Raw genomic sequence first — 26,252 nt, forward strand, 5'->3', positions numbered from 1 at the left:
GACTGGGGCGAGCTGCTGGTCCAGGTCGTGCTGGCCGCCGTCGCCGTGGCGCTGGTCGCCGGGGTGGGTCGTCGCCGCAGCGTCACCCACCGGTAATCCCCGCACCGCGTCCGACGGGCGTCCGACCACCGGGTCGGGCGCCCGTCTTCGCGTCCGCCCGGCGGTCCGGTCGGCCTTCCGGACGCCCCGGGGCCGGCCGCCGCCGCGCGTGAGCACGTGTGCGGACTCCGGGGCGTGACGCCGGCCGGCCCGGTCCTTTTTCCCGGTCGGCGTCCCGTCTGGGCGGGCCCGCCATTCGGTGTCGCGGAAATCCGGTTTGGGGTCGCGGCGGGCCGGGAACATTGCGGTCACGACAGGAACACCACAGATCGTGGAACTCATTTCTTTGATGAAGGAGGGCGACGTGGAGCTCACCGTTTGGGGCATCATCACTGCGCTCATCGTTGGTCTGATCGTCGGCGCTCTGGGTCGCCTGCTCGTGCCGGGCCGCCAGAACATGCCGATGTGGCTGCACATGCTGATCGGTGTCGGCGCCGCGCTGCTGGGCACCGTCCTGGCTCGGGCGATGGGCATCGCCACCGAGACCGCCGGTATCGACTGGGGCGAGCTGCTGGTCCAGGTCGTGCTGGCCGCCGTCGCCGTGGCGCTGGTCGCCGGGGTGGGTCGTCGCCGCAGCGTCACCCACCGGTAACCATCCACAACCTCGACGGGCGCCCGACCGACAGGTCGGGCGCCCGTTCGCGTGGGTACGGCCGGATTCGCCCCGGTGCCGGCCCCGGTAGGGTCCTCCCCTGCGGTACCGTCGCCTCTCTTTCGCCGAACCGCCCACTGTCGTAAAGGATTTTTTCCTACTAAGGTGCGGCGGAGAAGGTTAGTGCCAAACGGCGCGAGGGAGATATGGCGTGAACAGGTGGAAGCGGCTGGCCCCGGTCACCGCCGTCGTGGCCTCGGCCGCGATGGTGCTGGCTGGTTGCGGTGGCTCCGACGACGAGCAGGCCGCAGACAACAGCAAGCTGACGGTCTGGATGATGGGCGAGGGAAGCGAGGCCCAGACCAAGTTCCTCGACGGCGTCGAGGCCGAGTTCCGGCAGAAGCACCCGGACACCGACGTGGTGGTCCAGTACATCCCCTGGCTCGAGGCGCCGAAGAAGTTCCAGGCCGCCCTCGCCGGCGGTGAGGGGCCGGACGTCACCGAGCTGGGCAACACCGAGACCCAGGGCTGGGCGGCGCAGGAGGCGCTGGCCGACGTCACCGACAAGATGAACGGTTGGGCCGAGGGCAAGGACATCCTCCCCGACCTGGTGAAGAACGCCCAGCTCGACGGCAAGCAGTACGGCGTGCCGTGGTACGCCGGCGTCCGGGCGATGTACTACCGCACCGACTGGTTCGCCGAGGCGGGCGTGAAGCCGCCGACGAACTGGGACGAGCTGGTGGCCGCCGCCAAGGCCGTGCAGGCCAAGAAGCCGAACACCTACGGCATCGCCCTGCCGGGCAACTCCGAGCTGCCGTTCTACTCGTTCCTCTGGGGTGCGGGCGCGGAGATCGCCACCCAGCAGGGCGACACCTGGAAGTCCGGCTACACCACGCCGGAGGCCCAGAAGGCCGTCAAGTTCTGGACCGACCTGGTGACGGTGCACAAGGTGGCCCCGCCGGCCGCCGCGGGCTGGAACGAGATCGACGCCCGGACCCAGTTCGCCACCGGCAAGGCGGCGATGGCCTTCGGCGGTAGCTGGCAGCAGGGCGCCATCAAGAAGGACAACCCGGAGATCGAGAAGGTCTGGGGCACGTTCCCGATCCCCGGCCCGGACGGCAAGGCCGCGCCCGGCTTCGCCGGCGGCTCCGACATCGCGCTCTGGAAGGACAGCGAGCGGCAGGACCTCGCGTGGGACTACCTGACCGTGCTGTTGAGCAAGAAGAACGACCAGGCCTTCGCCGACAGCCTCGGCTTCTTCCCGGTCTACAAGGACCTGGTCGGCGGCGACAAGTACACCAGTGACAAGATCATGGCGGCGTTCGCCACCACGATGCAGAACACCAAGCTCACGCCGATCACCCCGAAGTGGGTGGAGGTCAGCCGCACCAAGACGGTGACCCAGGCGATGAACAGCTCGGTCATGAAGGGTCAGAAGACGGTCGAGAAGGCTACCGCCGACGCGGCCGCGGAGATGGAAAGCATCCTCAACGCCAAGTGACCACGCTGACCGAGGCGCCGGAGGCGGCCGCCGCGCGGGAGACCCCCGCGCGGCGGCGTCGCCGGGTGGACCGCCTGCCCTACCTGCTGCTTCTGCCCTGCCTGGTGATCATCGGCGTGCTGCTGCTCTGGCCGCTGGGCCAGGTGGTGGTGATGTCCTTCCACCAGCTCAACAACGTCCGCCAGTTGCGCGGTGACCGCGAGTGGCCGTGGGTGGGGCTGGGGAACTACGCCGAGATCCTCGGCGACCCGTTCTTCCTGACGGTGCTGCGCAACACCGTCCTCTTCGCCGCCGCCAACGTCGTGCTCACCATGATCCTGGGCACCCTGGTCGGGCTGCTGCTCAACCGGCTCGGCAAGCGGATGGCCGCCTTCGTCGCCAGTTGCGTGATGCTCGCCTGGGCCACCCCGGCGCTGACCGGCACGATCGTCTGGAAGTGGATCTTCGACGACACCAGTGGCCTGGTCACCTGGCTGTTCAACGCGCTGCCCGACGGTCTCTCGCAGAGCCTCTTCGGGCGCAGCGACTGGACCGGGTACGGCTGGTTCAACTCGCCCCTGCTGTTCTTCTCGATCCTGACCCTGGTGGTGGTCTGGCACTCGTTCCCGTTCATCGCGGTCAGCGTGCTGGCCGGGCTGAAGAGCGTGCCGAGCGAGCTGCACGAGGCGGCGCGGGTCGACGGCGCCGGGCCGTGGCGGGTGTTCTGGAAGATCACCTTCCCGCTGCTGCGGCCGGTCTTCGGGATCCTGATCGTGCTCTCCACCATCTGGGACTTCAAGGTCTTCACCCAGCAGTTCGTGCTGGCCGGCGGCACGCAGGACCGGCTGACGTTCATGCTCTCCATCTACTCGTACGCGGAGGCGTTCTCGCCCCCGCCCAAGTACGGCCTCGGCGCGGCGATCGCGGTGATCCTCACCCTGATCCTGCTGGTGGTGACCGGTCTCTACGTCCGCATGGTGCTCAAGCAGGAGGAGGACGCGTGACGCGACGCGCAGGCGGCGCGGGCGTGAAGCGGATCGCCCTCAACGGCGCGGGACTGCTGGTCGCGCTCTTCGCCGCGTTCCCGGTCTACTGGATGATCGCCACCTCGCTGAAGCCGAGTTCGGAGATCTTCTCGACCACGCCCCGGCCGCTGCCGTCCGAGCCGACGCTGGAGCACTACCGGCAGATCCTCACCGGCAACCTGATCCCGGGCGTGACCTTCGCCGACTTCTTCCTCAACAGCGCGCTGGTCGCGGTCTCCACGGTGCTGCTCAGCGGCCTGGTCGCGCTGCTCGCCGCCACCGCCGTCGCCCGGTTCCGGTTCAAGCTGCGGACGTCGTTCCTGATCATGCTGCTGGTGGTGCAGATGATCCCGCTGGAGGCGCTGGTCATCCCGCTGTTCCTGATGATCCAGCGGCTCGGGCTCTACAACACCCTGCCCAGCCTGATCCTCACGTACCTCGGCTTCTCGCTGCCGTTCGCGGTCTGGATGCTGCGGGGCTTCGTCGCCGCCGTGCCGAAGGAGCTGGAGGAGGCCGCCGCCATCGACGGGGCGAGCCGGGCACAGACCTTCCGGAAGGTCCTCTTCCCGCTGGTGGCCCCCGGCCTGGTGGCGACGAGCATCTTCTCGTTCATCACCGCGTGGAACGAGCTGATCTTCGCGCTGACCTTCATCAACGACCAGGAGAGCTACACCCTGCCGGTCGCGATGACGTTCTTCTTCGGCCGCGACGACACCGCCTGGGGCCCCGTGATGGCCGCCTCCACGCTGTTCACGCTGCCGGTGATCATCTTCTTCCTGCTGGTGCAGCGGCGGATGGTCTCGGGCCTGGTGGCCGGCGCCGTCAAGGGCTGACGCCCGCACCAGGGGCGTGCCGGCGGCGTCCGCGCAATCCGCCACGCCCCGGGCGCCGTGAGGAAAGGGTCCCTTGTCGACGCACAGCGTTGACCAGGGGCCCTTCCCTTTGCCCCCTCCGGGCGCGTCCGCGGGGCGGGCTAGGCTGACCGCCATGACGGGCAGGCTGGCATCGGTGAACCTCGGCGGCGTGACCGAGGCGGAGTGGGCGGGCGACGCGAGCGGGCGCACCGGCATCGACAAGCGGCCGGTGGACGGCCCCGTGCTGCTGCGCGCCGACGGGGTGGCCGGCGACTTCATCGGCGAGCGCGCCCACCACGGCGGACCGGACCAGGCGGTCTACGCGTACGCCGAGGAGGACGCCGGCTGGTGGGGGACCGAGTTGGGCCGCGCCATCCGCCCCGGCGGGTTCGGCGAGAACCTGACCACGTACGCGGTCGACGTGACCGGCGCGGTGATCGGCGAGCAGTGGGCGATCGGCTCGGCGCTGCTCCAGGTGACCAAGCCCCGGACGCCGTGCACCACCTTCGCCGGCTTCTGGGGCGTACCGGATCTGATCAAGCGGTTCACGGTGCGGGCGACGCCCGGGGCGTACCTGCGGGTGCTGCGCGACGGGGAGGTCGGCGCGGGCGACCCGGTCGAGGTGGTCGACCGGCCCGCGCACGGGGTGACGATCGGCGAGGTGTTCCGGGCGATGAACCTGGAGCCCGACCTGCTGCCCCGGCTGCTCGACGCGCCGGAGCTGCCCGAGCCGATTGTGGAGAAGGTGCGCCGCCGCCTCGCCCGCCGTAGCTGACCGACGCCTCGACGGCGCCGGCTGACGCGCCGCCGGTCCCGGCTAGCCGCGCCGGCCCCGCCCGGCGGGGCGGCCGAACGGGTGCACCGCGATCGGGATCTCGGCGGTACGGGCGCGGGGGCGCGCTTACGCGGAACGGGCCCCGTCCCGTGGGGGAGGGGCCCGTTCGGTGTCGCCCCCGGCGGGAGCCGGGTCACCGGCTCAGCGGAGCCAGGGGACGCTGCGGTCGAGCAGGCCGCGCTGCTTGAGCTCCTTGCGCAGCGGGATCTCGTCGTCGATGTAGCCGTCCCAGTTGATGCCCCAGTAGTTGGCGGTGTGGGTGCCCTCGCCGCAGAGCTGGCGCTGCACCGGCGTGCGGTTGGCCCACCACTCGCCGTCCTTGTCGATGTGCAGCTCGTCGAGCGGGCGGATCCACCGGTAGGTGTAGCCGACGAAGAGCATCTTGCGCGTGATGGTCGACAGGTTGGTCGACCGGGAGTGCCACTGGCGGCGGTCGAAGATGAACGCGTCACCGGGGTTGGCGGTGATCTCCACCGTGCCCTCCGGGTCCGGGTTGTGCACGGAGGTGTCCTCCGGGCGCGGCAGCGAGTTCCAGAGGTGGCTGCCCGGGATCACCTTGGTGGCGCCCCGGCCCTTCTCCGACAGGTCGGAGAGCACGTAGGCCACCTTGAGGGAGAACATCGGCCGGGGCAGGTTCGGGTCCATCGTCTCCGGGTCGGAGTTCTGCCGGTACCCGTCCTGGTGCCAGCCCCAGTACGGCTTCTCCGGCTCGAGCGCCGGCGGGGTGACGTCCAGGTGGTTGTGGTGGGTGTAGATGTTCCAGCCCGCCAGGCCCCACATGTAGGGGAAGGCGATCGGGTGGGTCAGCAGCTCGCCGAAGAGCTCGTCCCGCTCCAGGAAGCCCAGCAGGTGCAGGGTGCCGTCCTTGGTGGTGTTGCCCTTGGCCTTCTCCTCGGCGTAGACGCGGTCGACCGCCGCCTCCAGCGCCGCCCGGTGGTCCTCCGTCAGGACGTTGCGCAGCAGGAGGAAGCCCTGCTCGTGGAACTCCTTGCGGTCGGTGTCACTGATCGGTTCGTAACCGGTCCGGTCGCCGTAGTCGAACACCTCGACGTACCCCTCCCCCATCGGGCGAAAACCATTGCTGGCACAGGCCGCCGATCGTAACGCGCTGACTCCCGTGCGGGGTACCACCCCGCGTGATATGCGACCGTTGCCCGGACCGTGGGGAGTTGATCCGCTACAATTCGTCACCCCGCAGGGGATTCTCAAGGCTTATGACCCGGAATGACGGATTGTGCGGTGACTGCCGGTAAGGAGATGGGCCCCCACGCCTCGGGGACGTCACGCCTGGAGGGTGCCGCGCCTTCGAGGCGTGACGCCCGCCGGCTCGCTACGCCTCGGCGAAGACCTCGGCGACCACATGGCCGCCGGCGGCCGCGTCGCCGTCCACCTGGTTCCAGGTGCCGTCGCGGGCGGTCCACTCCAGGCCGCCGAAGCGCACCCGCTTCACCCCGTGGTCGTGCGCGTGGGAGACGAGCCAGTGCGCGTACCGCCAGCCCCGGCGCTCGTCGGCGGCGGGGACCGTGAGGCCGGTCAGGTCCGCCGCGGCGGTGGCGGCGGCCAGACCCCAGTCCAGCGACAGCCCGCGGGTCAGCGCGGTCGCCGCGGCCGCCCCGCGCATCGCCGGGTCGCGGCTCACCGTGCAGGCCACCGCGCCGGTGGCGTGCCCGAGCAGGGCCCGCGTCAGCACCTCGGACTCGTCCGCCCACTTCTGGTACGCCTCCGGGAAGGCGGAGCGCTGCACCTTCTGCGCCGCGTCGGTGACCCGCATCCGCTCCCAGCCGCGCACCTTCTTCAGGGCGGCGTAGAACCGGTTCGCCGCGTACCGGGGGTCGCGGATCTCCTCCGGGGTGCCCCAGCCCTGGCTCGGGCGCTGCTGGAACAGCCCCACCGAGTCGCGGTCGCCCCCGGCGAGGTTGCGCAGGCCCGATTCCTGGTACGCGGTGGCCAGCGCGACCACGACGGCCCGTTCGGGCATCTTCCGCTGGATGCCGATCGCCGCGATCGTCGCCGCGTTGGCCATCTGGTCGGCGTCCAGGTCCACCCGGCCGTCCGCCTGCACGGTGCACGTCCGGCTGGCCAGCGGCAGTCGCAGCTGCCCACCCACCTGCCGGATGACGAGCCAGATTCCGACCACGGCGACGAGGAGGAGGACGACACCGCCCGCCACGACTGTCCGAGTTCGCACCCACACCCCCTGTTCGACAGTCCGACAAGCGTACGTCCCCCGTGGTGCCCGTCGGGTCGTCCGACCGGTTTCCGCCCGCCCGCCGCGTGCGGCACCGGCGGCCGGACGGGCCGCCGGGGGCACCGGAACGGCCGCCGGGGGTGAGCCGGCACGTTCCCCTTTCCCGCGCGGCCTCACCTTCCGATGGGCGCGGGCGTCGGCGTCCCCGACCCCGCCGGCTACCGGTCGTCGGTGTCGGCGTCGGCGTCGGCGGCGGGCACCCAGCGGGCCGGCCGCTTCTCCCGGAACGCCAGCACGCCCTCGCGGCCCTCGTCGGAGAGGAAGTATCCGGTCGAGAGGGTGGACAGCCCGGCGATCTCCTCCCGCAGGTCGGTTGCGGGCGGCCGGCGCAGCAGTTGCTTCGCCCCGGCCAGCGCGCCCGGCGCGCCCCGGACCAGGGAGTCGCAGTAGGCGGCGACGGCGGCACTCAGCCCGTCGGCCGGCACGGCGGCGGTGACCAGGCCGATCTCCGCGGCGCGCCGGCCGTCGAAGGTGTCCCCGGTCAGGTAGAGCTCGGCCGCCGCGCGGGGGTGCAACCGGGGCAGCACGGTCGCGGAGATCACCGCCGGGATCACCCCGATGCGCACCTCGGTGAAGGCGAACGTCGCCTCCTGCGCGCACACCGCCAGGTCGGCCGCCGCGATCAGGCCCAGCCCACCGGCCCGCGCCGGGCCGGCCACCTTCGCCACCACCGGCTTCGGGCACTCCCAGACCGCCGCGAGCACGTCACCCAGCATCCCGGCCGGCACGCTCCCGCTGGCGTACGCGGCGGCGGTCTCCTTGAGGTCGGCGCCCGAGCAGAAGACCGGCCCGGTGTGGTCCAGCACGACCACGCGGACGGCGTCGTCGGCGACCGCCTCGGCCAGGCCGGCCAGCATCTGGGTCATCAGCGGCGTGGAGAGCGCGTTGCGGTTGTGCGGGCTGTCCAGGGTGAGGGTGGTCACCCCACGGGCCGTGGCGGCCCGCACGAGCACGTCGGGAGAGGTCATGCCGGGCACACTAGTGGCCATGCCCGGCGTCCTTCCAGAAGGCGAATCCGTCCCCGCCGACGGCTCGCTGCCCGCCGCCGCCACCCGCGCGGTCGGCGCGCGCGGCTTCGGCGTGTACGTGCACGTCCCGTTCTGCGCCAGCCGCTGCGGCTACTGCGACTTCAACACGTACACCGCCGCCGAACTGGGCGGCGGGGCGAGCCGGGAGGGCTACGCCGACACCGTGCTGGCCGAGCTGGCGCTCGCCGGCCGGGTGCTGGGCGAGGCCCCGCCGCCCCGGGTCGACACGGTCTTCGTCGGCGGCGGCACGCCCACCCTGCTGCCCGCCGGCGACCTGGCCCGGATCCTCGACGGCATCGACCGCACGTGGGGGCTCGCGCCCGACGCCGAGGTGACCACCGAGGCCAACCCGGAGTCGGTGACCCCGGAGTCGCTGAAGGCGCTGCGGGCGGCCGGCTACACCCGGATCTCGCTGGGCATGCAGTCCGCCGCGCCGGGCGTGCTGGCGGTCCTCGACCGCACGCACAGCGCCGGCCGGGCCACCGCCGCCGCCCGGGAGGCCCGCGACGCCGGGTTCGACCACGTCAACCTCGACCTGATCTACGGCACGCCGGGGGAGAGCGAGGACGACTTCGCCGCCTCCCTCGACCAGGTCGTCGCCGCCGGGGTGGACCACGTCAGCGCGTACGCCCTGATCGTCGAGGACGGCACCCGGCTCGCCGCCCGGATGCGGCGCGGTGAGCTGCCGTACCCCTCCGACGACGTCGCCGCGGACCGCTACCTGGCCGCGGAGGCGGCCCTCGGCGCGGCCGGTTTCTCCTGGTACGAGGTGTCGAACTGGGCCCGCGGCGACGCGGCCCGGTGCCGGCACAACCTGCTCTACTGGACCGGCGCCGACTGGTGGGGCCTCGGCCCGGGGGCGCACAGCCACGTCGGCGGCGTGCGCTGGTGGAACGTCAAGCACCCCACGACGTACGCGAAGCGGCTGGCCGGCGGTGAGTCGCCCGGCCTGGCCCGGGAGGTGCTCACCGCCGACGAGGCGCACATGGAGGACGTCATGCTCCGGCTGCGGCTCGCCTCCGGGCTGCCGCTGGACGCCCTCGACGACGCCGGCCGGGCCGCCGCCGAGCGGGCGCTCGCCGACGGCCTGCTGGCCGGACCCGATTACGCGGCGGGCCGGGCCGTGCTGACCCTGCGCGGGCGGCTGCTCGCCGACGCGGTCGTCCGCGACCTGCTGCCCTGAGGCGGCGGGCCCTCGTCGCGCGGCGGGGTGGGGCGTGGCCGGGACCGGCCGGGGGAGCGGCCGGCCCGGCTCACCTGGTGAAGCTGTAGGTCATCGGGTAGCGGTAGAGCACACCCTCGTTGGCCTTGACCCCGGCGACGATCCCGAAGATCAGCGGCACCAGCCAGACGAGCATCGGGACGAAGAACAGGATCCCGCAGGTGACCAGGGTGAGCACCCAGCTCAGCACGCTGACGATCGCCCAGGTGATCTGGAAGTTCAGCGCCGCGACGGCGTGCGCCCGGGCGGTCGGCGACTGCTGCCCCCGGGTCATCAGCGCGATGAGCGGCGCGATCCAGCCGAGCAGGCCGCCGCCGACGACCACCCCGGCCGCGCCGCCGAAGTGGGCGATCAGGGCCCAGTTCTTGTCCTCGTTGTTGGCGTAGCCGCCGGTGGGCGCGCCGTAGCCGCCGCCGGTCGGATAGCCGACGCCCGGCGGGGGATAGCCGCCCGGCGGGGGATAACCCCCGGGCGGCGGATAACCACCCGGCGGAGGGTAGCCGCCCGACGGCGGTTGGTCACCGGGGGGCGGCGGATAGCCACCGGGCGGGGGATAGCCGCCAGGGCCCGGTGCCCCGGACAGTGGTGCGGTGGGTTCGTCGGAGCCGGCCGGCCCGGGAACCCCCGACGGAGCGGCCGGGTCCGGCCGGTCGCCGGGGTCCCCCGCTCCGGGAGGGCGAGGTGGTTCAGTCATGCACGTCACGGTAGGGGCCGCCGGCAAGGCCACACCAGAGCGACTCCGACCGGGATGTCCGGATGATCGGCTCTGGCGCCGCCGCCTCCGGGGATCGTGCGGCACCGGCCGGATCGCCGTGCCAGGTTGATCATCGCGTCGGCGGGCGCGCCGACGTAGACTGGCACTCGTCTGTAGCGAGTGCCAGCAACCCGCCCGGCCCCCGGGGCGCGGGCGATCCGACGTGCGACAGGAGGTGGGGAAAGGATGGGTCTCGACGACCGCAAGCTCGCCGTGCTGCGTGCGATCGTCGAGGACTACGTCGCCACGCAGGAGCCCGTCGGCAGCAAGGCGCTGGTCGAGCGGCACCAGCTCGGGGTCTCCCCGGCGACCGTCCGCAACGACATGGCCGTGCTGGAGGAGGAGGGCTACATCCGCCAGCCGCACACCAGCGCCGGCCGGGTGCCCACCGACCGCGGCTACCGGCTCTTCGTGGACCGGCTGTCCCGGGTCAAGCCGCTCAGCCCGGCCGAGCGCCGCGCGATCGAGCGCTTCCTGGTCGGCGCGGTCGACCTCGACGACGTGGTGCACCGCACCGTACGGCTGCTGGCGCAGCTCACCCGGCAGGTCGCCGTGGTGCAGTACCCGAGCCTGGCCCGCTCCTCCGTCCGCCACCTGGAGCTGGTGCCGATCTCCACGACCCGGCTGATGCTGGTCATGATCGCCGACACCGGCCGGGTCGAGCAGCGACTGGTCGAACTGCCCGGGCCGATCGCCGCCGACGACGTCACGGACCTGCGCCGGCTGGTCAACGAGAAGCTGGTGGGCACCCGACTGTCGGAGACCCCGCCGCTGGTGCAGGCGCTGGTCGACGAGTCGGTGCCGCACCTGCGGCCGGCCATGACCACCCTCTCCACCGTGCTGCTGGAGACGCTGGTCGAGCGGCACGAGGAGCGGATCGCGCTGGCCGGCACGGCCAACCTCACCCGCGGCGGCCTGCTCGACTTCCAGGGCTCGCTGCGCCCCATCCTGGAGGCGCTGGAGGAGGAGGTCGTGCTGCTCAAGCTCATCGGCGAGGCGGAGCCGAGCACGACCCGGGTGCTGATCGGCGACGAGAACGAGATCGACAACCTGCGCGCCGCCTCGGTCGTCAGCACCGGCTACGGGCCGGGCGCGACGATCGTCGGCGGCCTCGGTGTGCTCGGGCCGACCCGGATGGACTACCCCGGCACCATCGCCACGGTGAGGGCCGTGGCACGCTACGTGGGCGAACTGCTGGCCCAGAACTGACCAGTCAGGGCCGACGGCCGGCTCCGGCCGACGACCGGCGCAACGCGAGACGAACATGAGGACACGGAACGCAGTGGCCAGGGACTACTACGGCATTCTCGGGGTGAGCCGGGAAGCCTCCGACGACGAGATCAAGCGCGCCTACCGCAAGCTGGCGCGGCAGTTCCACCCGGACGTCAATCCGGACCCGGAGGCACAGGAGAAGTTCAAGGACATCAACGCCGCGTACGAGGTCCTCTCGGACGACCGGAAACGGCAGATCGTCGACCTGGGCGGCGACCCGCTCGCCCCGGGCGGCGGGGGCGCGGGCGGCCCGGGCGGTCCCGGCGGCGCCGGCCCGTTCGTCGGCTTCCAGGACATCATGGACGCGTTCTTCGGCGGCGCGGCCGGCGGGTCGCGCGGCCCGCGACCGCGGACCCGGCCGGGCGCCGACGCGATCCTGCGGCTGGAACTGGACCTGCACGAGACCGCGTTCGGCGTCGAGGCGCCGATCACCGTCGACACCGCCGTGCTCTGCACCACCTGCTCCGGCGCCGGCACCGCGGCCGGCACCCACCTGGCCACCTGCGAGGCTTGCGGCGGCCGGGGCGAGGTGCAGTCCGTGCAGCGCACCTTCCTCGGCCAGGTGGTCTCCGCCCGCCCCTGCACCGTCTGCCAGGGCTACGGCACCACCATCCCGCACCCCTGCCCGACGTGCGCCGGCGACGGCCGCGTCCGCACCCGGCGCTCGCTGACCGTCAAGATCCCCGCCGGGGTCGAGGACGGCATGCGCATCCGGCTGGCCCAGCAGGGCGAGGTCGGCCCGGGCGGCGGAACCGCCGGCGACCTCTACGTGGAGATCCACGAGCGGACGCACGACGTCTACTCCCGCAAGGGCGACGACCTGCACTGCCGCGTCACCGTGCCGATGACCGCCGCCGCCCTCGGCACCCGGCTGACCATCAAGACGCTGGACAGCGAGGAGACGGTCGACGTCAAGGCCGGCACCCAGCCGGGCAGCACCCTGCGGCTGCGCGCCCGGGGCGTGCCGCACCTGCGCGGCACCGGCCGGGGCGACCTCTACGTCCACCTCGACGTGCGCACCCCGACGAAGCTCGACGCCGACCAGGAGCGGATGCTGCGCGACTTCGCCAAGACCCGGGGCGAGGAGGTCGCCGAGCTGACCAAGCAGGGCGGCTTCTTCTCCCGGATGCGCGACGCCTTCAACGGCCACGCCTGACGCTCGCGCCCCCGGGTCGCCGCGCTCCGCGGCGGCCCGGGCGGCTCCGCGTGCCTCGCGCTGCCGGCCGTCGGCGTCGCGGTTGGCGTGCTGGTCGGCTCCGCGGCCCGCGTGGTCGTGCCCGGCTGTGCGGGCTGGCGCGGTCGGTGGCCAGCTGTGCGGGTCGTGCAGTCGGTGGGCAGCTGTGCGGGTCGTCCGGTCGGTGGCCGGCTGTGCGCGGCCGCAGTCCCGGTGGGCTGCGTGCGCCTCGACGCCCCGGCGGCTGCCGGGTGCGACTAACCTGATCATCGTGTCCGCGCCGCTGTTCCTGGTCGAGTCGCTGCCCACCGCCGACCGGCTGACCCTCGACGGCCCCGAGGGGCACCACGCCGCCACCGTGCAGCGGCTCCGCGTCGGCGAGGAGCTGCTGCTCGCCGACGGGCGGGGCGGCACGGCCGCCGCCGTGGTCACCGCCGTCGGCCGCGGCACCCTCGACCTGGAGATCACCTCCCGGGGGTACGTCGACGCGTCCGTCCCGCGCCTGGTGGTGGTGCAGGGCATCGCCAAGGGCGACCGGGGCGAGCTGGCCGTGCAGGCGATGACCGAGGTCGGGGTGGACGAGATCGTCCCCTGGGCGGCGGCCCGCTCGGTCACCCAGTGGCGCGGCGACCGGGGCGTACGGGCGCGGGAGAAGTGGGCGGCGACCGCCCGGGAGGCGGCCAAGCAGGCCCGTCGCGCCTGGCTGCCGGTGGTGGCGGGGACGCCGGACGAGTCCACCACCCGGGTCGCGCGCCGCATCGGCGGGGCCGCCGCCGCGTTCGTGCTGCACGAGGAGGCGCAGGAGCGGCTGACCACCGCCGAGCTGCCCGCCACGGGCGAGATCGTGCTGGTCGTCGGCCCCGAGGGCGGGATCACCGACAGCGAGCTGGACACCTTCACCGGGGCGGGTGCCCGCGCCGTCCGGCTGGGCCCGTCGGTGCTGCGCACCTCGACGGCCGGCGTGGCCGCGCTCGCGGTGCTCGCCACCCGCCTCGCCCGCTGGTGACGCTCAGCTGCGCAGGTAGGAGGCGCCGTTCAGGTCGACGATCGTGCCGGACGCCCACTCCGCCTGCGGGGAGGCGAGCCAGTGCACGGCGGCGGCGATCTCCTCGGGGCGGCCCACCCGGTTGAACGGGCTCTGCGCCCGGATCGCGGCGCCCGGCTCCCCGCGCAGGTGTTCGGTGGTGGCGTCGGTCTCCACGAAGCCCGGGGCCACCGTGGCGACGGTGATGCCGTACGGGGCCAGGGCCACCGCCAGGGACTGCCCCAGCGCGTTCAGCCCCGCCTTGCTCGCCCCGTACGCCGGCTGCTCCGGCTCGCCCCGGAAGGCGCCCCGGGAGGAGACGTTGACGATCCGGCCGCCCCGGCCGCGCATGTGCTGGGCGGCGCACCAGATGACGTTGCCCGCGCCGGTCAGGTTGGTCTCCACCACCTGCCGCCACTGCGCGCGCCACTGCGCGTAGGAGGCGCCGAAGACCGGGTGCGGGGCGTTCCGGTCGCCGTACACCCCGGCGTTGTTGACCAGCACGTCCAGCCCGCCGAGCAGGGCGGCCGCCTCGTCCACCATGGCCCGTACGGCGTCCGGGTCGGTCAGGTCGGCGCGGACCACGACGTGCCCCTCGCCGGGCAGTTCGGCGCGCAGCCGCTCGGCCGCCTCCGCCGAGTCGCGGTGGTGGATCGCCACCCGGTCCCCGCTCGCCGCGAAGGCCGTCGCCACCGCCCGCCCGATGCCGCGCGAGGCCCCCGTCACCAGTACCGCCCGTGAAGTCACGCCGGCCATCATGCCTGGTCGACGCCGGGGTGTAAGGAAGGGGCCCTTCCTCTACCGAAAGCGATGACAAGGTGCCCTTCCTTACACTGCCCCGATGGGAACCGACTGCCTGTTCTGCCGCATCGTCGCCGGGGAGATCCCGGCCACCGTCGTCCGGGAAACCGCCACCACCCTCGCCTTCCGCGACATCGGCCCGAAGGCGCCGGTGCACGTGCTGGTCATCCCGAAGGAGCACTACGCCGACGTGGCGACGCTCGCCCAGGGCGACCCGGCGCTGGCCGGGGAGGTGCTCGCCGCGGCTGCCGCCGTGGCCGAGGACGAGGGGCTGCTCGGCGACGGCTTCCGGCTCATGTTCAACACGGGGGCGTACGCCGGCCAGGAGGTCTTCCACGTGCACGCGCACGTGCTCGGCGGGGCGCCGCTCGGCCCGATGCTGGCCCGGGACCTCGCGTGACGGCGGTGGACGACCGCCTGTCCCGGATGGTGCGCCAGGTCCAGGCGCAGGCCCGGGTGCCGGCCGTCTCGGCGGCGCTGCACCGGGCGGACCGCCCGCTGTGGACCTGCACGGTCGGCGGCACCGGCAACGGCGTCGAGCTGGGGCCGGGCACCCGGTTCCGGATCGGCTCGGTCACCAAGACGTTCACCGCCGTGCTGACCCTCCAGTGCCGCGACGACGGCCTGCTCGACCTCGACGACCCGCTGGGTCGCCACCTGGACCTGCCGGCCCACGGCGAGCTGACCGTACGCCGGCTGCTGTCGCACACCGCCGGCCTGCAACGGGAGCCGTACGGCGACGTCTGGGACAGTCTGCGCGCGCCCGACGTCGACGAGTTGGTCGCCGACCTCGCCCGGGCCGAGCGGGTGCTGCCCCCGGGCCGGCGCTACCACTACTCCAACCTCGGCATGGCGCTGCTCGGCCGGCTCGTCGGCCAGCTCCGCGGCGGCACCTGGGCGGAGACGCTCGCCGAGCGGGTGCTGACCCCGCTGGGGCTGGCCGACACCTCGGTGACGCCGGGCCCGCACGCGGCGACCGGGTTCCTGGTCGACGCGTACTCCGACGAGGCGCACCCCGAGCCGCCCACCGACTTCGGTGCGGTGGGCCCTGCGGCGCAGCTCTGGAGCACGGCCACCGACATGGCCCGCTGGGCGGCGTTCCTCGCCGACCCGGCGGCGCTGGACCCGGCCGGCGCGGTGCTCGCCCCGGCCACGCTGGAGGAGATGCGCTGGCCGGCGACGGTCACCGACGAGACGCTCTGGGCCGGTGGCTTCGGGCTCGGGCTGATCCTGGTGCCGCAGGGCAAGCGGGTCATGCACGTCGGGCACGACGGCGCGATGCCCGGCTTCCTGGCCGGCGTCTACGGCCGGCGGGGCGGCGAGGGGACGCCGGGCGCGATGGGCGTCGCGGTGCTCGGCTCCTCCGGCACGGCCGGCGAGGTCCTCGACCTGCCGCACCGGCTGCTGGCCGCCGCCGTCGAGCACGACCCGGCCGACATCGCGCCGTGGCGGCCGGGCCCGCCTGCCCCGGAGGGCGTACGCGGGCTGCTCGGTCGCTGGTGGGGCGAGGGCTTCGAGTACGTCTTCTCGTGGCATGACGGCGCGCTGCGGGCCCGGGGCGCCGACGACCCGGCGGGGAAGCCGCCGGCGGTCTTCGCGCCGCTGCCCGACCAGCCGGACGTGTACCGCACGGTCGCCGGGCGCGAGGTGGGTGAGCTGCTGCGGCTCACCCGGGACGAGCGCGGCGCGGTGGTCCGGATGCACTGGGCGACCTACCGGTTCACCCGCACCCAGGAGACCTTCGACCGGTACGACTTCCGCGTCGGCTCCTGACGGCGGCGCGCACGGGCGGGGCCGGCGGGGCCGCGCCCCGTCCGTGCCGTCGTGTGCCGTTGTGCCCGTCTCGCCCGTGCCGTCGTGCCCGTGCCGCCCGCGGCGCCGTGCCCGGTCCGGGTCGGCCGGTCACGGCGGGTGGGCCGTCCCGCATGCGCGGAAATGGGCACGGTGCCGCCGCTGTTGAGCAGATACGATGGAGGGCAACGTCAGCGCGCCGCGCCAGCAGGCCCGGCGCCGAGATCGAGAGCAGGTGGCGCAGGGCCCCTCGGCCCGACCTATGACCGGCACCCCACCTCCCGGCCCGCCCCGGGTGCAGACCAGGATCACCGTCCCGGATCCCAAGATCATGGTCAACCTGCTCGGCGCGGGTGACGAGATCCTGCGACTGGTCGAGCGCTCGGTCAACAGTGACGTGCACGTCCGGGGCAACGAGATCACCATCACCGGCGCCCCCGCGGACAATGCCCTCGCCGAGCGGATCTTCAGCGAGCTGCTCGAACTCATCGAGAAAGGCGAGACCCTGACCACTGACGCCGTCCGGCGTACCGTCGGCATGCTCGAGCAGGGCGGCGCCGAGCGGCCCGCCGAGGTCCTGACGCTCAACATCCTCTCCCGGCGCGGGCGCACCATCCGCCCCAAGACGCTGGGGCAGAAGCGCTACGTCGACGCGATCGACGCGCACACCATCGTCTTCGGCATCGGCCCCGCCGGCACCGGCAAGACCTACCTGGCCATGGCCAAGGCCGTCCAGGCGCTGCAGGCCAAGCAGGTCAACCGGATCATCCTCACCCGGCCGGCGGTCGAGGCGGGGGAGCGGCTCGGCTTCCTGCCCGGCACGCTCAACGAGAAGATCGACCCCTACCTGCGCCCGCTCTACGACGCGCTGCACGACATGCTCGACCCCGACTCCATCCCCAAGCTGATGGCGGCGGGCACGATCGAGGTCGCGCCGCTGGCGTACATGCGGGGGCGTACCCTCAACGACGCGTTCATCATTCTCGACGAGGCGCAGAACACCACGCCCGAGCAGATGAAGATGTTCCTCACCCGGCTCGGCTTCAATTCCAAGATCGTCGTGACCGGTGACGTCACCCAGGTGGACCTTCCCGGCGGCACGACCAGCGGCCTGCGGGTGGTCCGGGAGATCCTGGAGAACGTCGAGGACGTGCACTTCGCCCAGCTCTCCAGCTCCGACGTGGTCCGCCACCGGCTGGTCGGGGAGATCGTCGACGCGTACGCCCGCTGGGACGCCGAGCGGGAGAACCAGCAGGCGCAGAGCGTGCACGCCGTGCCCGGGCGGACAGCCCAGGGCGGCCGGGCCGGCCGGCGCCGCTAGACCACCGAGGGAAGACTGTTGTCCATCGAGATCGCCAACGAGTCCGGCGTCGACGTCGACACCGACGCCGTGCTCGCCGTCGCCCGCCACGCCCTCGACGAGATGGGGGTCAACCCCCTCGCCGAGCTGTCCGTGCTGCTGGTCGACATCGACTACATGACCGAGCTGAACCACCGCTGGATGGGCGGCGACGGCCCGACCGACGTGCTCGCCTTCCCCATGGACGAGGGCAGCGTCGACCACGGGCCCGGTGAGTCGACCGCGGCCGGCGAGCCGGCGCTGCTCGGCGACATCGTGCTCTGCCCGGAGGTGGCGGCCAAGCAGGCGGCCACCGCCGGCCACTCCGCCGCCGACGAGCTGCACCTGCTCACGGTGCACGGCGTGCTGCACCTGCTCGGCTACGACCACGCCGAGCCGGAGGAGGAGCGGGAGATGTTCGCGCTCCAGGCCCGACTGCTGGCGAGCTGGCGGTCGACCCGGTCCCGGTGATGGACACCCCGACACTGGCGGCCGGTGCCGCCGGCCTGCCCGACCTGCAACTGCTGGTCTCCGCGGCCGGCCTGGTGGTGCTGGCCGGCCTCATCGCGATGACCGAGGCGGCCCTCGCCGCGGTCTCGCCCGCCCGCGCCGCCGAGCTGGCCCGCGACGGCGTACGCGGCGCGCGCACGCTCCAGGCCGTCGCCGGGGACGTGGTGCGCCACCTCAACCTGCTCCTGCTGCTGCGGCTGCTCGCCGAGCTGACCGCCACCACGCTGGTGGCGCTCGTCGCGGTGGACACCTTCGGCGCGGGCTGGCGCGCGGCGCTGGTCACCGCCGGCGCGATGACCGTGATCAGCTTCGTGGTGGTCGGGGTCGGTCCGCGCACCCTCGGCCGGCAGCACGCGTACGCGGTCGGGCGGTCCGTCGCGCCCCTGGTCCGCTGGCTGGGCCGGGCGCTCAACCCGCTCGCCTCGCTGCTGATCCTGATCGGCAACGCCGTCACCCCGGGCCGCGGCTTCCGGGAGGGGCCGTTCGCCACCCAGGTGGAGCTGCGTGAGCTGGTCGACCTGGCCGAGCAGCGCGGCGTCGTGGAGCACGGCGAACGCCAGATGATCCACTCGGTCTTCGCGCTCGGCGACACGATCGCCCGTGAGGTGATGGTGCCGCGCACCGAGATGGTGTGGATCGAGGAGCGCAAGACGCTCTCCCAGGCGCTGGCGCTCTTCCTGCGCTCCGGGTTCTCCCGGATCCCGGTCATCGGCGAGAGCGTCGACGACGTGCTCGGCGTGCTCTACCTCAAGGACCTGATCCGGCGCACCCAGGGCGGCGCCCCGGAGGACCGCCGGCTCCCCGTCGCCGAGCTGATGCGCCCGGCCACCTTCGTGCCGGAGTCCAAGCCGGTCGACGACCTGCTCTCGGAGATGCAGGCCGCCCGCAACCACCTGGTCATCGTCGTCGACGAGTACGGCGGCACCGGGGGGCTGGTCACCATCGAGGACATCCTGGAGGAGATCGTCGGCGAGATCACCGACGAGTACGATGTCGAGCGCCCGCCGGTCGAGCACCTCGACGACGGGGCGGTGCGGGTCACCGCGCGGCTCCCGGTCGAGGACCTGGGCGAGCTGTTCGACACCGAGCTGCCCACCGACGAGGTGGAGACCGTCGGCGGCCTGCTCGCCCAGTCCCTGGGCCGCGTCCCGATCCCGGGGGCGCAGGCCGAGGTCGCCGGGCTCCGGCTGGTCGCCGAGGGCACCACCGGCCGACGCAACCGGATCGACACCGTGCTGGTGAGCCGGGTGTCGACCGACACGCAGGATGCCCCGGGCCGCGGCGAGCACGCCGAGCCCCGGGGCGACACGAACCGATCCGAGGAGAGGCAACCCGCCGATGCCTGAGTCACCCGCCGTACCGGCCGCCCGGCCCACCCCGTCCGACCCGATCGAGCTGAGCGCCGAGGACGGCAAGCTGGTCGTCCTGGCCCGGGGCGCGCGCGGCCGGGTAGGCGCCGTGGAGGGCGCGGCGGTGCGCGACCAGGACGGGCGGACGTACGCCGCGGCCAGCGTCTCGCTGCCCTCGCTGACGATCACCGCGCTCCAGCTCGCGGTGGCCTCGGCGGCGGCGGCCGGCGCGAGCCGGCTGGAGGCCGCCGTCGTGGTGACCGAGGCGTCGACGCTGGACGGCGCCGGGCACGCGGCGGTGCGGGACCTCGCGGCCGACGCGCCGATCCACGTGGCCGCGCCGGACGGCACCGTGCTGGGCACGGTGGTCGAGTGAGCGGGCGGACGGCTGCCGGCGAGCGGGGCGGGGCGGCGGCGTGAGCGACCTGCAGCAGCGTCCCTACCGGGCCGGCTTCGCCTGTTTCGTCGGCCGCCCGAACGCCGGGAAGTCGACGCTGACCAACGCGATCGTCGGGCAGAAGATCGCCATCACCTCGAACAAGCCGCAGACCACCCGGCACGTCATCCGGGCCGTCCTGCACCGCCCGGACTCCCAGCTCGTGCTGGTCGACACCCCGGGCCTGCACCGTCCCCGCACGCTGCTCGGCGAGCGCCTCAACGACCTGGTCCGGCAGACCTGGAGCGAGGTCGACGTGATCGGCCTCTGCATCCCGGCGGACGAGCCGATCGGGCGCGGCGACCGGTTCATCACCGGCGAGCTGGCCGAGCTGAAGGCCACGGTGCTGGCGGTGGTCACGAAGACCGACCTGGTGGACCGCAGGCGGCTGGCCGAGCAGTTGCTGGCCGTCAGCGAGCTGGGCGAGTTCGCCGAGGTGGTGCCGGTCAGCGCGGTCTCCGGGCACCAGGTGGACACGCTGGTCGAGGTGATGACCCGCTACCTGCCCGAGTCGCCGCAGCTCTACCCGGACGACATGCTCACCGACGACCCGGAGCAGGTGCTGGTCGCCGAGCTGATCCGGGAGGCGGCCCTGGAGGGCGTCCGCGACGAGCTGCCGCACTCGATCGCGGTGGTCGTCGAGGAGATGGTCCCCGAGGGCAAGCTCATGAAGATCTACGCCGACGTGTACGTCGAGCGGCCCAGCCAGAAGGCGATCGTGATCGGCCACCGGGCCAGCCGGCTCAAGGAGGTCGGCACGACCGCACGGCGGCAGATCGAGGAGCTGCTCGGCACCCGGGTCTACCTCGACCTGCACGTCCGGGTGGCGAAGGACTGGCAGCGGGACCCGAAGCAGCTGCGCAAGCTGGGATTCTGACCCGGCGCCGGGCCGGTGCGCGCGCCGGCCCGGCGACTCGGGCGCGATCGGTGTCGGTCGGCCGGGTGGAACATCTCACTTTTCGCATGGGTGCTGGCCGTTTGCGGTGATCGGTCCGGAGGGTAGGGGAAGGACAGCCCCCGTGCCCCCGGACATAGATGCAGGCTGATGCGAAACCGATACCTTGACCTGCTCCGCTTCCTGGCCATCGTTCGAGTCGTCGTCTACCACGTCACCGGATGGGCCACCCTGACCCTCGTCTTCCCGGCGATGTCGGTGATGTTCGCGCTCGCCGGCTCGCTGATGGCCGCCTCGCTGCAGCGGTGGGGGCCGGGAGCGGTCGTACGCCGGCTGCGTCGCCTGCTGCCGTCGCTCTGGGTGGTCGCCGCGGTCTTCGTGCCCGCCATGCTGCTCACCGGACTGCCGCTGAGCCCGAAGGTGCTGCTCTGGCTCTTCCCCGTCGCCGACCCGCCGGCCAACGGCTGGGGCGCGATCGCGCTGAGCGTGATCTGGTACCTGCGCGACTACCTCTGGTTCGTGCTCGCCTCCCCGGCGGCCCTCTGGCTGTTCCGGCGCGCCCCGGTGCCCACGGTGGTCGCCCCGTACGCCCTGCTCGCCGCGGCCGAGCTGGGCCTGCTGCCGGCGCTGCCGGGGGTGCTGCACCACTTCGGGCTCTACTTCGGCGCCTGGCTGCTCGGCTTCGCCCACCAGGCCGGCATGCTGCGTCGCCTGGCCACCCGGGTGCTGGTGCCCGTCGCGCTGGCCCTCGCCGCCGCCGGGGGCGCGTGGATCTTCACCCACCCCGGCCCCCGCGGGTACGACCTGAACGACAACCCCCTGGGCAACGCCCTCTGGTCGGCGGCCTTCGTCCTCGTCCTGCTCGGCAGGGCGCCGGCGAGCGCGCTCTGGGTGGACCGCAGCGCCGTGTTCGGCCGGGTCGTGACCGTGTTCAACCGGCGGGCGCTCACCGTCTACCTGTGGCACATGCCGTTCGTGGCGGCGCTCACCCCGCTGGTCGACGTGGTGGGCTGGTCGCACCAGGACCCGCTCGGCCTCGCGATCCGGGTGGCCCTGGTCTTCGCCCTGGTCGCGGTGATGACCGCCGTGGTCGGCTGGGTGGAGGACGTGGCGGCCCGCCGGCCGCCGGAGCTGATCCCCGGCCGCCCCCGCCCGGCCGCCCATCCGAGCCCGGGCGGCCCGGCCGCGCGGGTGAGACCGGGCGGGCCCGCCGACGATCCGCCGGCCGCCGTCCAGCCGAGCCGCGGTGGCCCGGCGCTGCTCCCCGGTGGCCCGGCCACCGGGCGGGCGGCGGTGCCGGCGCCGCGCGCCGCCCGGGAGCCGGAGACCGTCGAGATCAGCGCTGGGTGACCGTCTGGTTGCCGCCGCCGGTGGAGATGTCGAGCACCAGCGAGGCGGTCGGATCGTGGGTCACGCCGAGCTGGGCGTCGCCGCCGCCGACCTCGGAGCGAACCTGGTAACGGCCCGTGGGCACGACGAGCTTGATGTCCCCGCTGCCGGTGTGCGTACGCGCCGAGGCGGCCTTGGTCAGCTCGACGGTGATGTTGCCGGAGCCCGTCTCGGCGTCCACCCCGGCGTCGAGGCGGCGCCCGGTGATGTTGCCGGAGCCGGTCTGCAGGGTCACGACGGCCCGGGCGTCGTCCACGTCGATGTTGCCGGAGCCGGTCGTGACGGCGACCGCCCCGGCGGCCCCGATGACCTTGACGTCACCCGAGCTGGTCTCTGCCCTGACGGGACCGTCGGCACCGGTCACCCGGACATTGCCGGAACCGACCCGGATCCCCACCGGGCCGACCTTGCTCAGCTGGACGTCACCGGAGCCGGTCTCGCCCGTCACGCTCACCCCCTCCGGGGCGGTGACGTCGTAGGAGACGCTGCAGTCGTCGCCGCAGTCGGTGTCCAGCACCAGCTCGGCGCCGTCGATCTCGTACGTGGTGGCGGGCTGGTCGCCGTGGTAGCGCACCACCCGCTTGATCCGCACCTCGCCGTCCGTGCCGGTGCCGCGGACGGTCACGTCGCCGGCCCCCGGTAGCACCCGGATGGCGCTGATCCGGGCCGCCTCCGTGTTGTCGTAGTCGAGCCGACGGGAAGGCAGGGTGTCGCACCCGGCGACGACGATGAGGGTGGCGGCCGCGGCGAGCGCCGCGGCAGTCCGGTGGAGAGCCATGCGAGCACGCTACGAGGCACGGCGCGCGCCGCGCATCGGGGTTCCTCGCGCGTCCACCCCGAGCCGACCCTGATTTCGCACCCCGAGGGAGAATGGCCCGATGGCCGGGTACCGCCGACAGCTCTACCGCGACGACGCGGTGGTCCTGCGCGTGCAGAAGCTCGGCGAGTCCGACCGGATCATCACCCTGCTGACCCGCCGGCACGGCCGGCTGCGGGCGGTGGCCCGCGGGATCCGCCGCACCACCAGCAAGTTCGGCGCCCGGCTGGAGCCGTTCGGGCACGTCGACCTCCAGCTCGCCGGCGACCCGAAGGGCAACCAGGGCAGCTCGCTGCACACGGTCAGCCAGGTCGAGGGCATCGACCTCTACGGCAAGCGGTTCCTCGGCGACTACCCCCGCTACACGGCCGCCAGCGCGATCGCCGAGACCGCCGAGCGGCTCACCCCGGTCGAGCGGGAGCCGTCGCTGCGCCTGTTCCAGCTCACCCTCGGCGCGCTGCGGGCGCTCGCCGAGGGCAGCCACGACACCACCCTGGTGCTCGACGCGTACCTGCTGCGCGGGATGGCCCTCGCGGGCTGGGCGCCGGCGCTGACCGCCTGCGCCGTCTGCGGCACGCCCGGGCGGCACCGGGCGTTCTCCGTACCGGCCGGGGGCGCGGTCTGCCCGGACTGCCGGCCCCCCGGCGCGGCCCATCCCGCCCCGGCGACCATCGACCTGATGTCCGCGCTGACCACCGGCGACTGGCGGGTCGCCGACGCCACCGAGACCGGCGTACGCCGGGAGTGCAGCGGCCTCGTCGCGGCGCACCTGCAGTGGCACCTGGAACGCGCGCTACGCTCGCTGCCGCTGGTAGACCGGGGTGCCCCGGCGGCCGGCCCGGTCCCGCCGCCGAGCGGTGGCGCGGCCGGCCCGGTCCCGCCGCCGCGTGGCGTCGGGCCCGGAGCGGATGGCGTGAGCAGGGAGAGAGCCGAGTGATCCGATCGATGAGGGCCGGCCGGCGCGAGCCGGTGCCGCCGACACCGCACCCCTCGGGCGCCCGGCCGCCGGCGCTGCCCGCCGACGCCGTGCCCCGGCACGTCGCCGTGGTGATGGACGGCAACGGCCGGTGGGCCAAGGAGCGCGGGCTGCCCCGCACCAAGGGCCACGAGGCGGGGGAGTTCTCCCTGTTCGACACCATCGAGGGCGCCATCGAGCTGGGCATCCCCTACCTGTCGGCGTACGCCTTCTCCACCGAGAACTGGCGGCGCTCGCCGGACGAGGTCCGGTTCCTGATGGGCTTCAACCGGGACGTCATCCGCCGCCGCCGCGACCAGTTGGTCGACCTGGGGGTGCGGGTGGTCTGGTCCGGTCGGGCCGGCCGGCTCTGGAAGAGCGTCATCTCCGAGCTGCAGACGGCGGAGGAGATGTCCCGGGGCAACTCGACCCTGACCCTCCAGTTCTGCGTCAACTACGGCGGGCAGGCCGAGATCGCCGACGCCGCCGCCGCGATCGCCCGGGACGCGGCCGCGGGCAGGCTCGACCCGGCGAAGGTCACCGAGAAGACGGTGGCGAAGTACCTCTACCACCCGGAGGTCCCCGAGGTGGACCTCTTCCTCCGCCCCTCCGGCGAGCAGCGGATCTCCAACTACCTGCTCTGGCAGACCGCGTACGCGGAACTGGTGTTCCTCGACACGCTGTGGCCCGACTTCGACCGCCGGCACCTCTGGTACGCCTGCGAGCTGTACGCCCAGCGGGACCGCCGATTCGGCGGCGCGCTGCCCAACCCGGTCGCCCCGCCGTCCTGAGGCTTACCGCTCCGTCGCGCGGGGTATCTCTCCGGTCAGCAGCCACTGACGGAGGTGAACCCACATGATCCAGAAGCGTATCGCCCAGTGGGCGTTGATGGCGGTAGCGGTGCCGCTGGCGGCGGCCGGCGCGCGTCGGCTCAGCCACACGCTGGAGGCCCGACGCGGCCCGTCCGGGGTGAGCCGCCTGCTCACCAAGGGCGCCGACATGCTCCGCCCGCAGAAGGCGAAGCGCCGCCGGTTCTTCTGACCCCGCCGGTCAGCGTCGCCCCGTGCGACGCTGACCGCCCGCCCGCCCCGTCCCCTGGGGATCACGCGGGTGTGGCCACTGCGAAAGCCTTTACCAGGAGGCACCGCCCACCCGAGGTGCATGATCGACCGGTGGGTCGGGGTTCGGGGTTTCGGGGTGGGTGAGGGGCGGCGGTGCCTAGGATCGGGGAGCGGGGCGGGTGCCCCGGACCGCGTCGAGCCTCGGGGGTGGGGATGCGGGATCTCCGATACAAGATGATCATGGCGCTGAACGCCGCCGACCTCGGCGACCCGATCTGCGCACAGGTCGCCGAGATCTGCGCCGAGATCGCCGAGCAGCACTGCCACGAGCTCGGCCACGTGCCGCAACTGCGCTCCGGCGAGATCGGCGAGCTGGCCACGGGCGAACCGGCGCTCACCTGGGCGCCGACCGAGACCGGGCAGCGGGCCTGGTGACCCCCGCCGACCCGCCGGCCACGCCAGCCGGTCCCGCGGCGGCGCCGGGCCGCCGACCGGTGACGCGGTGACCGCCCCCGCTCCGGCCGTCGACATCCGGCGGGCCGACGACCGCTTCGCCACCCGGATCTCCTGGCTCGACTCGAAGCACTCGTTCTCGTTCTCCCGGCACTACGACCCGGCCAACACACACCACGGCCTGCTGCTGGTCAACAACGACGACGTGGTCCGGCCGGGCGCCGGCTTCGAGACCCACCCGCACCAGGACATGGAGATCGTCACCTGGGTGCTTCGCGGGTCGCTGGTGCACCAGGACTCCACCGGCCACTCCGGCGTGATCTACCCGGGGCTGGCGCAGCGGATGAGCGCCGGCACCGGCATCCTGCACTCCGAGAAGAACGACTCCTGGCGGCTCGACGGCCGCGACCCGCACACCGAGCCCGTCCACTTCGTGCAGATGTGGGTGCTCCCGGACGAGCAGGGCGTCGACCCCGGCTACGAACAGCTCGAGATCCACGACGAGCTCCTGCGCGGCGGCCTGGTGCCCGTCGCCTCCGGGATGGACCGCCACGACGGCGCCGTGGCGATCCGGATCCGCAACCGCTTCGCCGCCCTGCACGCGGCCCGGCTCCGCCCCGGCGACGAGGTCGACCTCCCGGACGCGCCCTTCGTCCACCTGTACGTGCCGACCGGCGCGGTCACCCTGGAGGGCGGCGGGCTGCTCGGCACCGGCGACGCCGCCCGGCTCACCATGACGGGCGGGCGACGGGTCACCGCCACCGAGCCGGCCGAGATCCTGGTCTGGGAGATGCACGCCACCATCGCCTGAGGCCGGAGAGGGTCGTGGAGTGTCGGGCAGGCGCCCGG

28 protein-coding genes and 1 pseudogene are annotated in these 26,252 nt (G+C 73.5%); 23 read left to right on the forward strand and 6 right to left on the reverse strand.

Translation table 11 applies throughout. The annotated features are described in order from the left end of the window. The 6 genes and pseudogenes from ACFY23_RS06215 to ACFY23_RS06240 form a co-directional block, all read left to right on the forward strand. A pseudogene (locus ACFY23_RS06215) lies at nt 1-96 on the forward strand (GlsB/YeaQ/YmgE family stress response membrane protein); the annotation flags it as partial. Between the two features lie 307 nt (nt 97-403). Beyond that, on the forward strand, nt 404-691 hold the full coding sequence (locus ACFY23_RS06220) for a GlsB/YeaQ/YmgE family stress response membrane protein (RefSeq protein WP_350684158.1): 288 nt from the start codon (nt 404-406) through the stop codon (nt 689-691). 211 nt (nt 692-902) lie between these two features. After that, complete coding sequence (locus tag ACFY23_RS06225; RefSeq protein WP_350684157.1) at nt 903-2,192, forward strand: sugar ABC transporter substrate-binding protein; 1,290 nt, start codon at nt 903-905, stop codon at nt 2,190-2,192. Continuing rightward, the gene (locus ACFY23_RS06230; RefSeq protein ID WP_350684156.1) at nt 2,189-3,175 is read left to right on the forward strand and encodes a sugar ABC transporter permease; all 987 of its coding nucleotides are present in this window, start codon (nt 2,189-2,191) and stop codon (nt 3,173-3,175) included. The genes ACFY23_RS06225 and ACFY23_RS06230 overlap by 4 nt, the downstream gene beginning before the upstream one ends. Before the next feature lie 23 nt (nt 3,176-3,198). Further along, on the forward strand, nt 3,199-4,029 hold the full coding sequence (locus ACFY23_RS06235) for a carbohydrate ABC transporter permease (protein WP_350684167.1): 831 nt from the start codon (nt 3,199-3,201) through the stop codon (nt 4,027-4,029). 154 nt (nt 4,030-4,183) lie between these two features. After that, the gene (locus tag ACFY23_RS06240; protein WP_350684155.1) at nt 4,184-4,825 is read left to right on the forward strand and encodes an MOSC domain-containing protein; all 642 of its coding nucleotides are present in this window, start codon (nt 4,184-4,186) and stop codon (nt 4,823-4,825) included. Nucleotides 4,826-5,026: 201 nt separating this feature from the next. Here ACFY23_RS06240 and ACFY23_RS06245 read toward each other — a convergent pair whose 3' ends face one another. The 3 genes from ACFY23_RS06245 to ACFY23_RS06255 form a co-directional block, all read right to left on the reverse strand. Then, entirely contained in the window at nt 5,027-5,950 is a 924-nt protein-coding gene (locus tag ACFY23_RS06245) for a phytanoyl-CoA dioxygenase family protein (RefSeq protein WP_350684154.1), read from the reverse strand. 265 nt (nt 5,951-6,215) lie between these two features. Beyond that, entirely contained in the window at nt 6,216-7,079 is an 864-nt protein-coding gene (locus ACFY23_RS06250) for a hypothetical protein (protein ID WP_350684153.1), read from the reverse strand. Nucleotides 7,080-7,291: 212 nt separating this feature from the next. Continuing rightward, nucleotides 7,292-8,101: an enoyl-CoA hydratase-related protein gene (locus ACFY23_RS06255; RefSeq protein WP_350684152.1), complete on the reverse strand. Its 810-nt coding sequence runs from the start codon at nt 8,099-8,101 to the stop codon at nt 7,292-7,294. Between the two features lie 19 nt (nt 8,102-8,120). On the opposite strand from ACFY23_RS06255, the gene hemW reads away from it, so the two are divergent. Continuing rightward, nucleotides 8,121-9,344: a radical SAM family heme chaperone HemW gene (gene hemW / locus ACFY23_RS06260; RefSeq protein WP_350684166.1), complete on the forward strand. Its 1,224-nt coding sequence runs from the start codon at nt 8,121-8,123 to the stop codon at nt 9,342-9,344. Between the two features lie 70 nt (nt 9,345-9,414). Here the strand turns inward: hemW and ACFY23_RS06265 are convergent, their stop codons facing one another. Next, nucleotides 9,415-10,077 (reverse strand): DUF4870 domain-containing protein, encoded by a 663-nt coding sequence (locus ACFY23_RS06265; RefSeq protein ID WP_350684151.1) that lies wholly within the window; start codon nt 10,075-10,077, stop codon nt 9,415-9,417. Between the two features lie 246 nt (nt 10,078-10,323). On the opposite strand from ACFY23_RS06265, the gene hrcA reads away from it, so the two are divergent. The 3 genes from hrcA to ACFY23_RS06280 all read left to right on the forward strand — a co-directional run bounded on the left by hrcA (nt 10,324) and on the right by ACFY23_RS06280 (nt 13,589). After that, entirely contained in the window at nt 10,324-11,346 is a 1,023-nt protein-coding gene (gene hrcA, locus ACFY23_RS06270; RefSeq protein ID WP_350684150.1) for a heat-inducible transcriptional repressor HrcA, read from the forward strand. A gap of 73 nt (nt 11,347-11,419) precedes the next feature. Continuing rightward, nucleotides 11,420-12,565, forward strand: a complete 1,146-nt coding sequence (dnaJ, locus tag ACFY23_RS06275; RefSeq protein WP_350684165.1) for a molecular chaperone DnaJ — start codon at nt 11,420-11,422, stop codon at nt 12,563-12,565. Nucleotides 12,566-12,854: 289 nt separating this feature from the next. After that, nucleotides 12,855-13,589 carry a 16S rRNA (uracil(1498)-N(3))-methyltransferase gene (locus ACFY23_RS06280; RefSeq protein ID WP_350684149.1) on the forward strand — a complete coding sequence of 245 codons (735 nt, stop codon included), beginning with the start codon at nt 12,855-12,857 and terminating at the stop codon, nt 13,587-13,589. 3 nt (nt 13,590-13,592) lie between these two features. Here the strand turns inward: ACFY23_RS06280 and ACFY23_RS06285 are convergent, their stop codons facing one another. After that, complete coding sequence (locus ACFY23_RS06285; RefSeq protein WP_350684148.1) at nt 13,593-14,354, reverse strand: SDR family NAD(P)-dependent oxidoreductase; 762 nt, start codon at nt 14,352-14,354, stop codon at nt 13,593-13,595. Between the two features lie 94 nt (nt 14,355-14,448). Between ACFY23_RS06285 and ACFY23_RS06290 the strand changes: the two genes are divergently transcribed. From ACFY23_RS06290 to ACFY23_RS06325, 8 genes are all read left to right on the forward strand, one after another. Beyond that, the gene (locus ACFY23_RS06290; RefSeq protein ID WP_350684147.1) at nt 14,449-14,808 is read left to right on the forward strand and encodes a histidine triad nucleotide-binding protein; all 360 of its coding nucleotides are present in this window, start codon (nt 14,449-14,451) and stop codon (nt 14,806-14,808) included. After that, nucleotides 14,805-16,181 (forward strand): serine hydrolase domain-containing protein, encoded by a 1,377-nt coding sequence (locus ACFY23_RS06295; RefSeq protein ID WP_350819613.1) that lies wholly within the window; start codon nt 14,805-14,807, stop codon nt 16,179-16,181. The genes ACFY23_RS06290 and ACFY23_RS06295 overlap by 4 nt, the downstream gene beginning before the upstream one ends. Before the next feature lie 280 nt (nt 16,182-16,461). After that, entirely contained in the window at nt 16,462-17,520 is a 1,059-nt protein-coding gene (locus ACFY23_RS06300) for a PhoH family protein (protein WP_350684823.1), read from the forward strand. 18 nt (nt 17,521-17,538) lie between these two features. Further along, a complete protein-coding gene (ybeY, locus tag ACFY23_RS06305) occupies nt 17,539-18,009 on the forward strand; it encodes an rRNA maturation RNase YbeY (RefSeq protein ID WP_350684821.1) in 471 nt (156 codons plus the stop codon). Continuing rightward, the gene (locus ACFY23_RS06310; RefSeq protein WP_387036813.1) at nt 17,985-19,394 is read left to right on the forward strand and encodes a hemolysin family protein; all 1,410 of its coding nucleotides are present in this window, start codon (nt 17,985-17,987) and stop codon (nt 19,392-19,394) included. Before ybeY ends, ACFY23_RS06310 begins: the two co-directional genes overlap by 25 nt. Further along, a complete protein-coding gene (locus tag ACFY23_RS06315; protein ID WP_350684819.1) occupies nt 19,387-19,773 on the forward strand; it encodes a cytidine deaminase in 387 nt (128 codons plus the stop codon). Before ACFY23_RS06310 ends, ACFY23_RS06315 begins: the two co-directional genes overlap by 8 nt. 40 nt (nt 19,774-19,813) lie before the next feature. Next, nucleotides 19,814-20,710 carry a GTPase Era gene (gene era / locus ACFY23_RS06320; protein WP_350684818.1) on the forward strand — a complete coding sequence of 299 codons (897 nt, stop codon included), beginning with the start codon at nt 19,814-19,816 and terminating at the stop codon, nt 20,708-20,710. Between the two features lie 168 nt (nt 20,711-20,878). Beyond that, nucleotides 20,879-22,078 carry an acyltransferase family protein gene (locus ACFY23_RS06325; protein ID WP_350684817.1) on the forward strand — a complete coding sequence of 400 codons (1,200 nt, stop codon included), beginning with the start codon at nt 20,879-20,881 and terminating at the stop codon, nt 22,076-22,078. On the opposite strand, the gene ACFY23_RS06330 is transcribed toward ACFY23_RS06325, so the two are convergent. Continuing rightward, a complete protein-coding gene (locus ACFY23_RS06330; protein WP_350684816.1) occupies nt 22,065-22,895 on the reverse strand; it encodes a DUF4097 family beta strand repeat-containing protein in 831 nt (276 codons plus the stop codon). The genes ACFY23_RS06325 and ACFY23_RS06330 overlap by 14 nt on opposite strands. A 100-nt stretch (nt 22,896-22,995) precedes the next feature. Here ACFY23_RS06330 and recO point away from each other — a divergent pair, with 100 nt between their 5' ends. The 5 genes from recO to ACFY23_RS06355 all read left to right on the forward strand — a co-directional run bounded on the left by recO (nt 22,996) and on the right by ACFY23_RS06355 (nt 26,214). Continuing rightward, nucleotides 22,996-23,871: a DNA repair protein RecO gene (gene recO / locus ACFY23_RS06335; protein ID WP_350684815.1), complete on the forward strand. Its 876-nt coding sequence runs from the start codon at nt 22,996-22,998 to the stop codon at nt 23,869-23,871. Nucleotides 23,872-23,879: 8 nt separating this feature from the next. Next, the gene (locus ACFY23_RS06340) at nt 23,880-24,680 is read left to right on the forward strand and encodes an isoprenyl transferase (protein ID WP_350684822.1); all 801 of its coding nucleotides are present in this window, start codon (nt 23,880-23,882) and stop codon (nt 24,678-24,680) included. 64 nt (nt 24,681-24,744) lie between these two features. Beyond that, nucleotides 24,745-24,930, forward strand: coding sequence for a hypothetical protein (locus ACFY23_RS06345; protein ID WP_350684814.1), 186 nt, complete (start codon nt 24,745-24,747; stop codon nt 24,928-24,930). A 233-nt stretch (nt 24,931-25,163) separates the two neighbouring features. After that, on the forward strand, nt 25,164-25,385 hold the full coding sequence (locus ACFY23_RS06350) for a thioredoxin reductase (RefSeq protein ID WP_350684813.1): 222 nt from the start codon (nt 25,164-25,166) through the stop codon (nt 25,383-25,385). 67 nt (nt 25,386-25,452) lie between these two features. Continuing rightward, nucleotides 25,453-26,214 (forward strand): pirin family protein, encoded by a 762-nt coding sequence (locus tag ACFY23_RS06355; RefSeq protein ID WP_350684812.1) that lies wholly within the window; start codon nt 25,453-25,455, stop codon nt 26,212-26,214. The last annotated feature ends 38 nt before the right edge of the window (nt 26,215-26,252 follow it).

It is taken from the genome of Micromonospora sp. NPDC000121 (assembly GCF_042899165.1).
Classification (GTDB): Bacteria; Actinomycetota; Actinomycetes; order Mycobacteriales; family Micromonosporaceae; genus Micromonospora.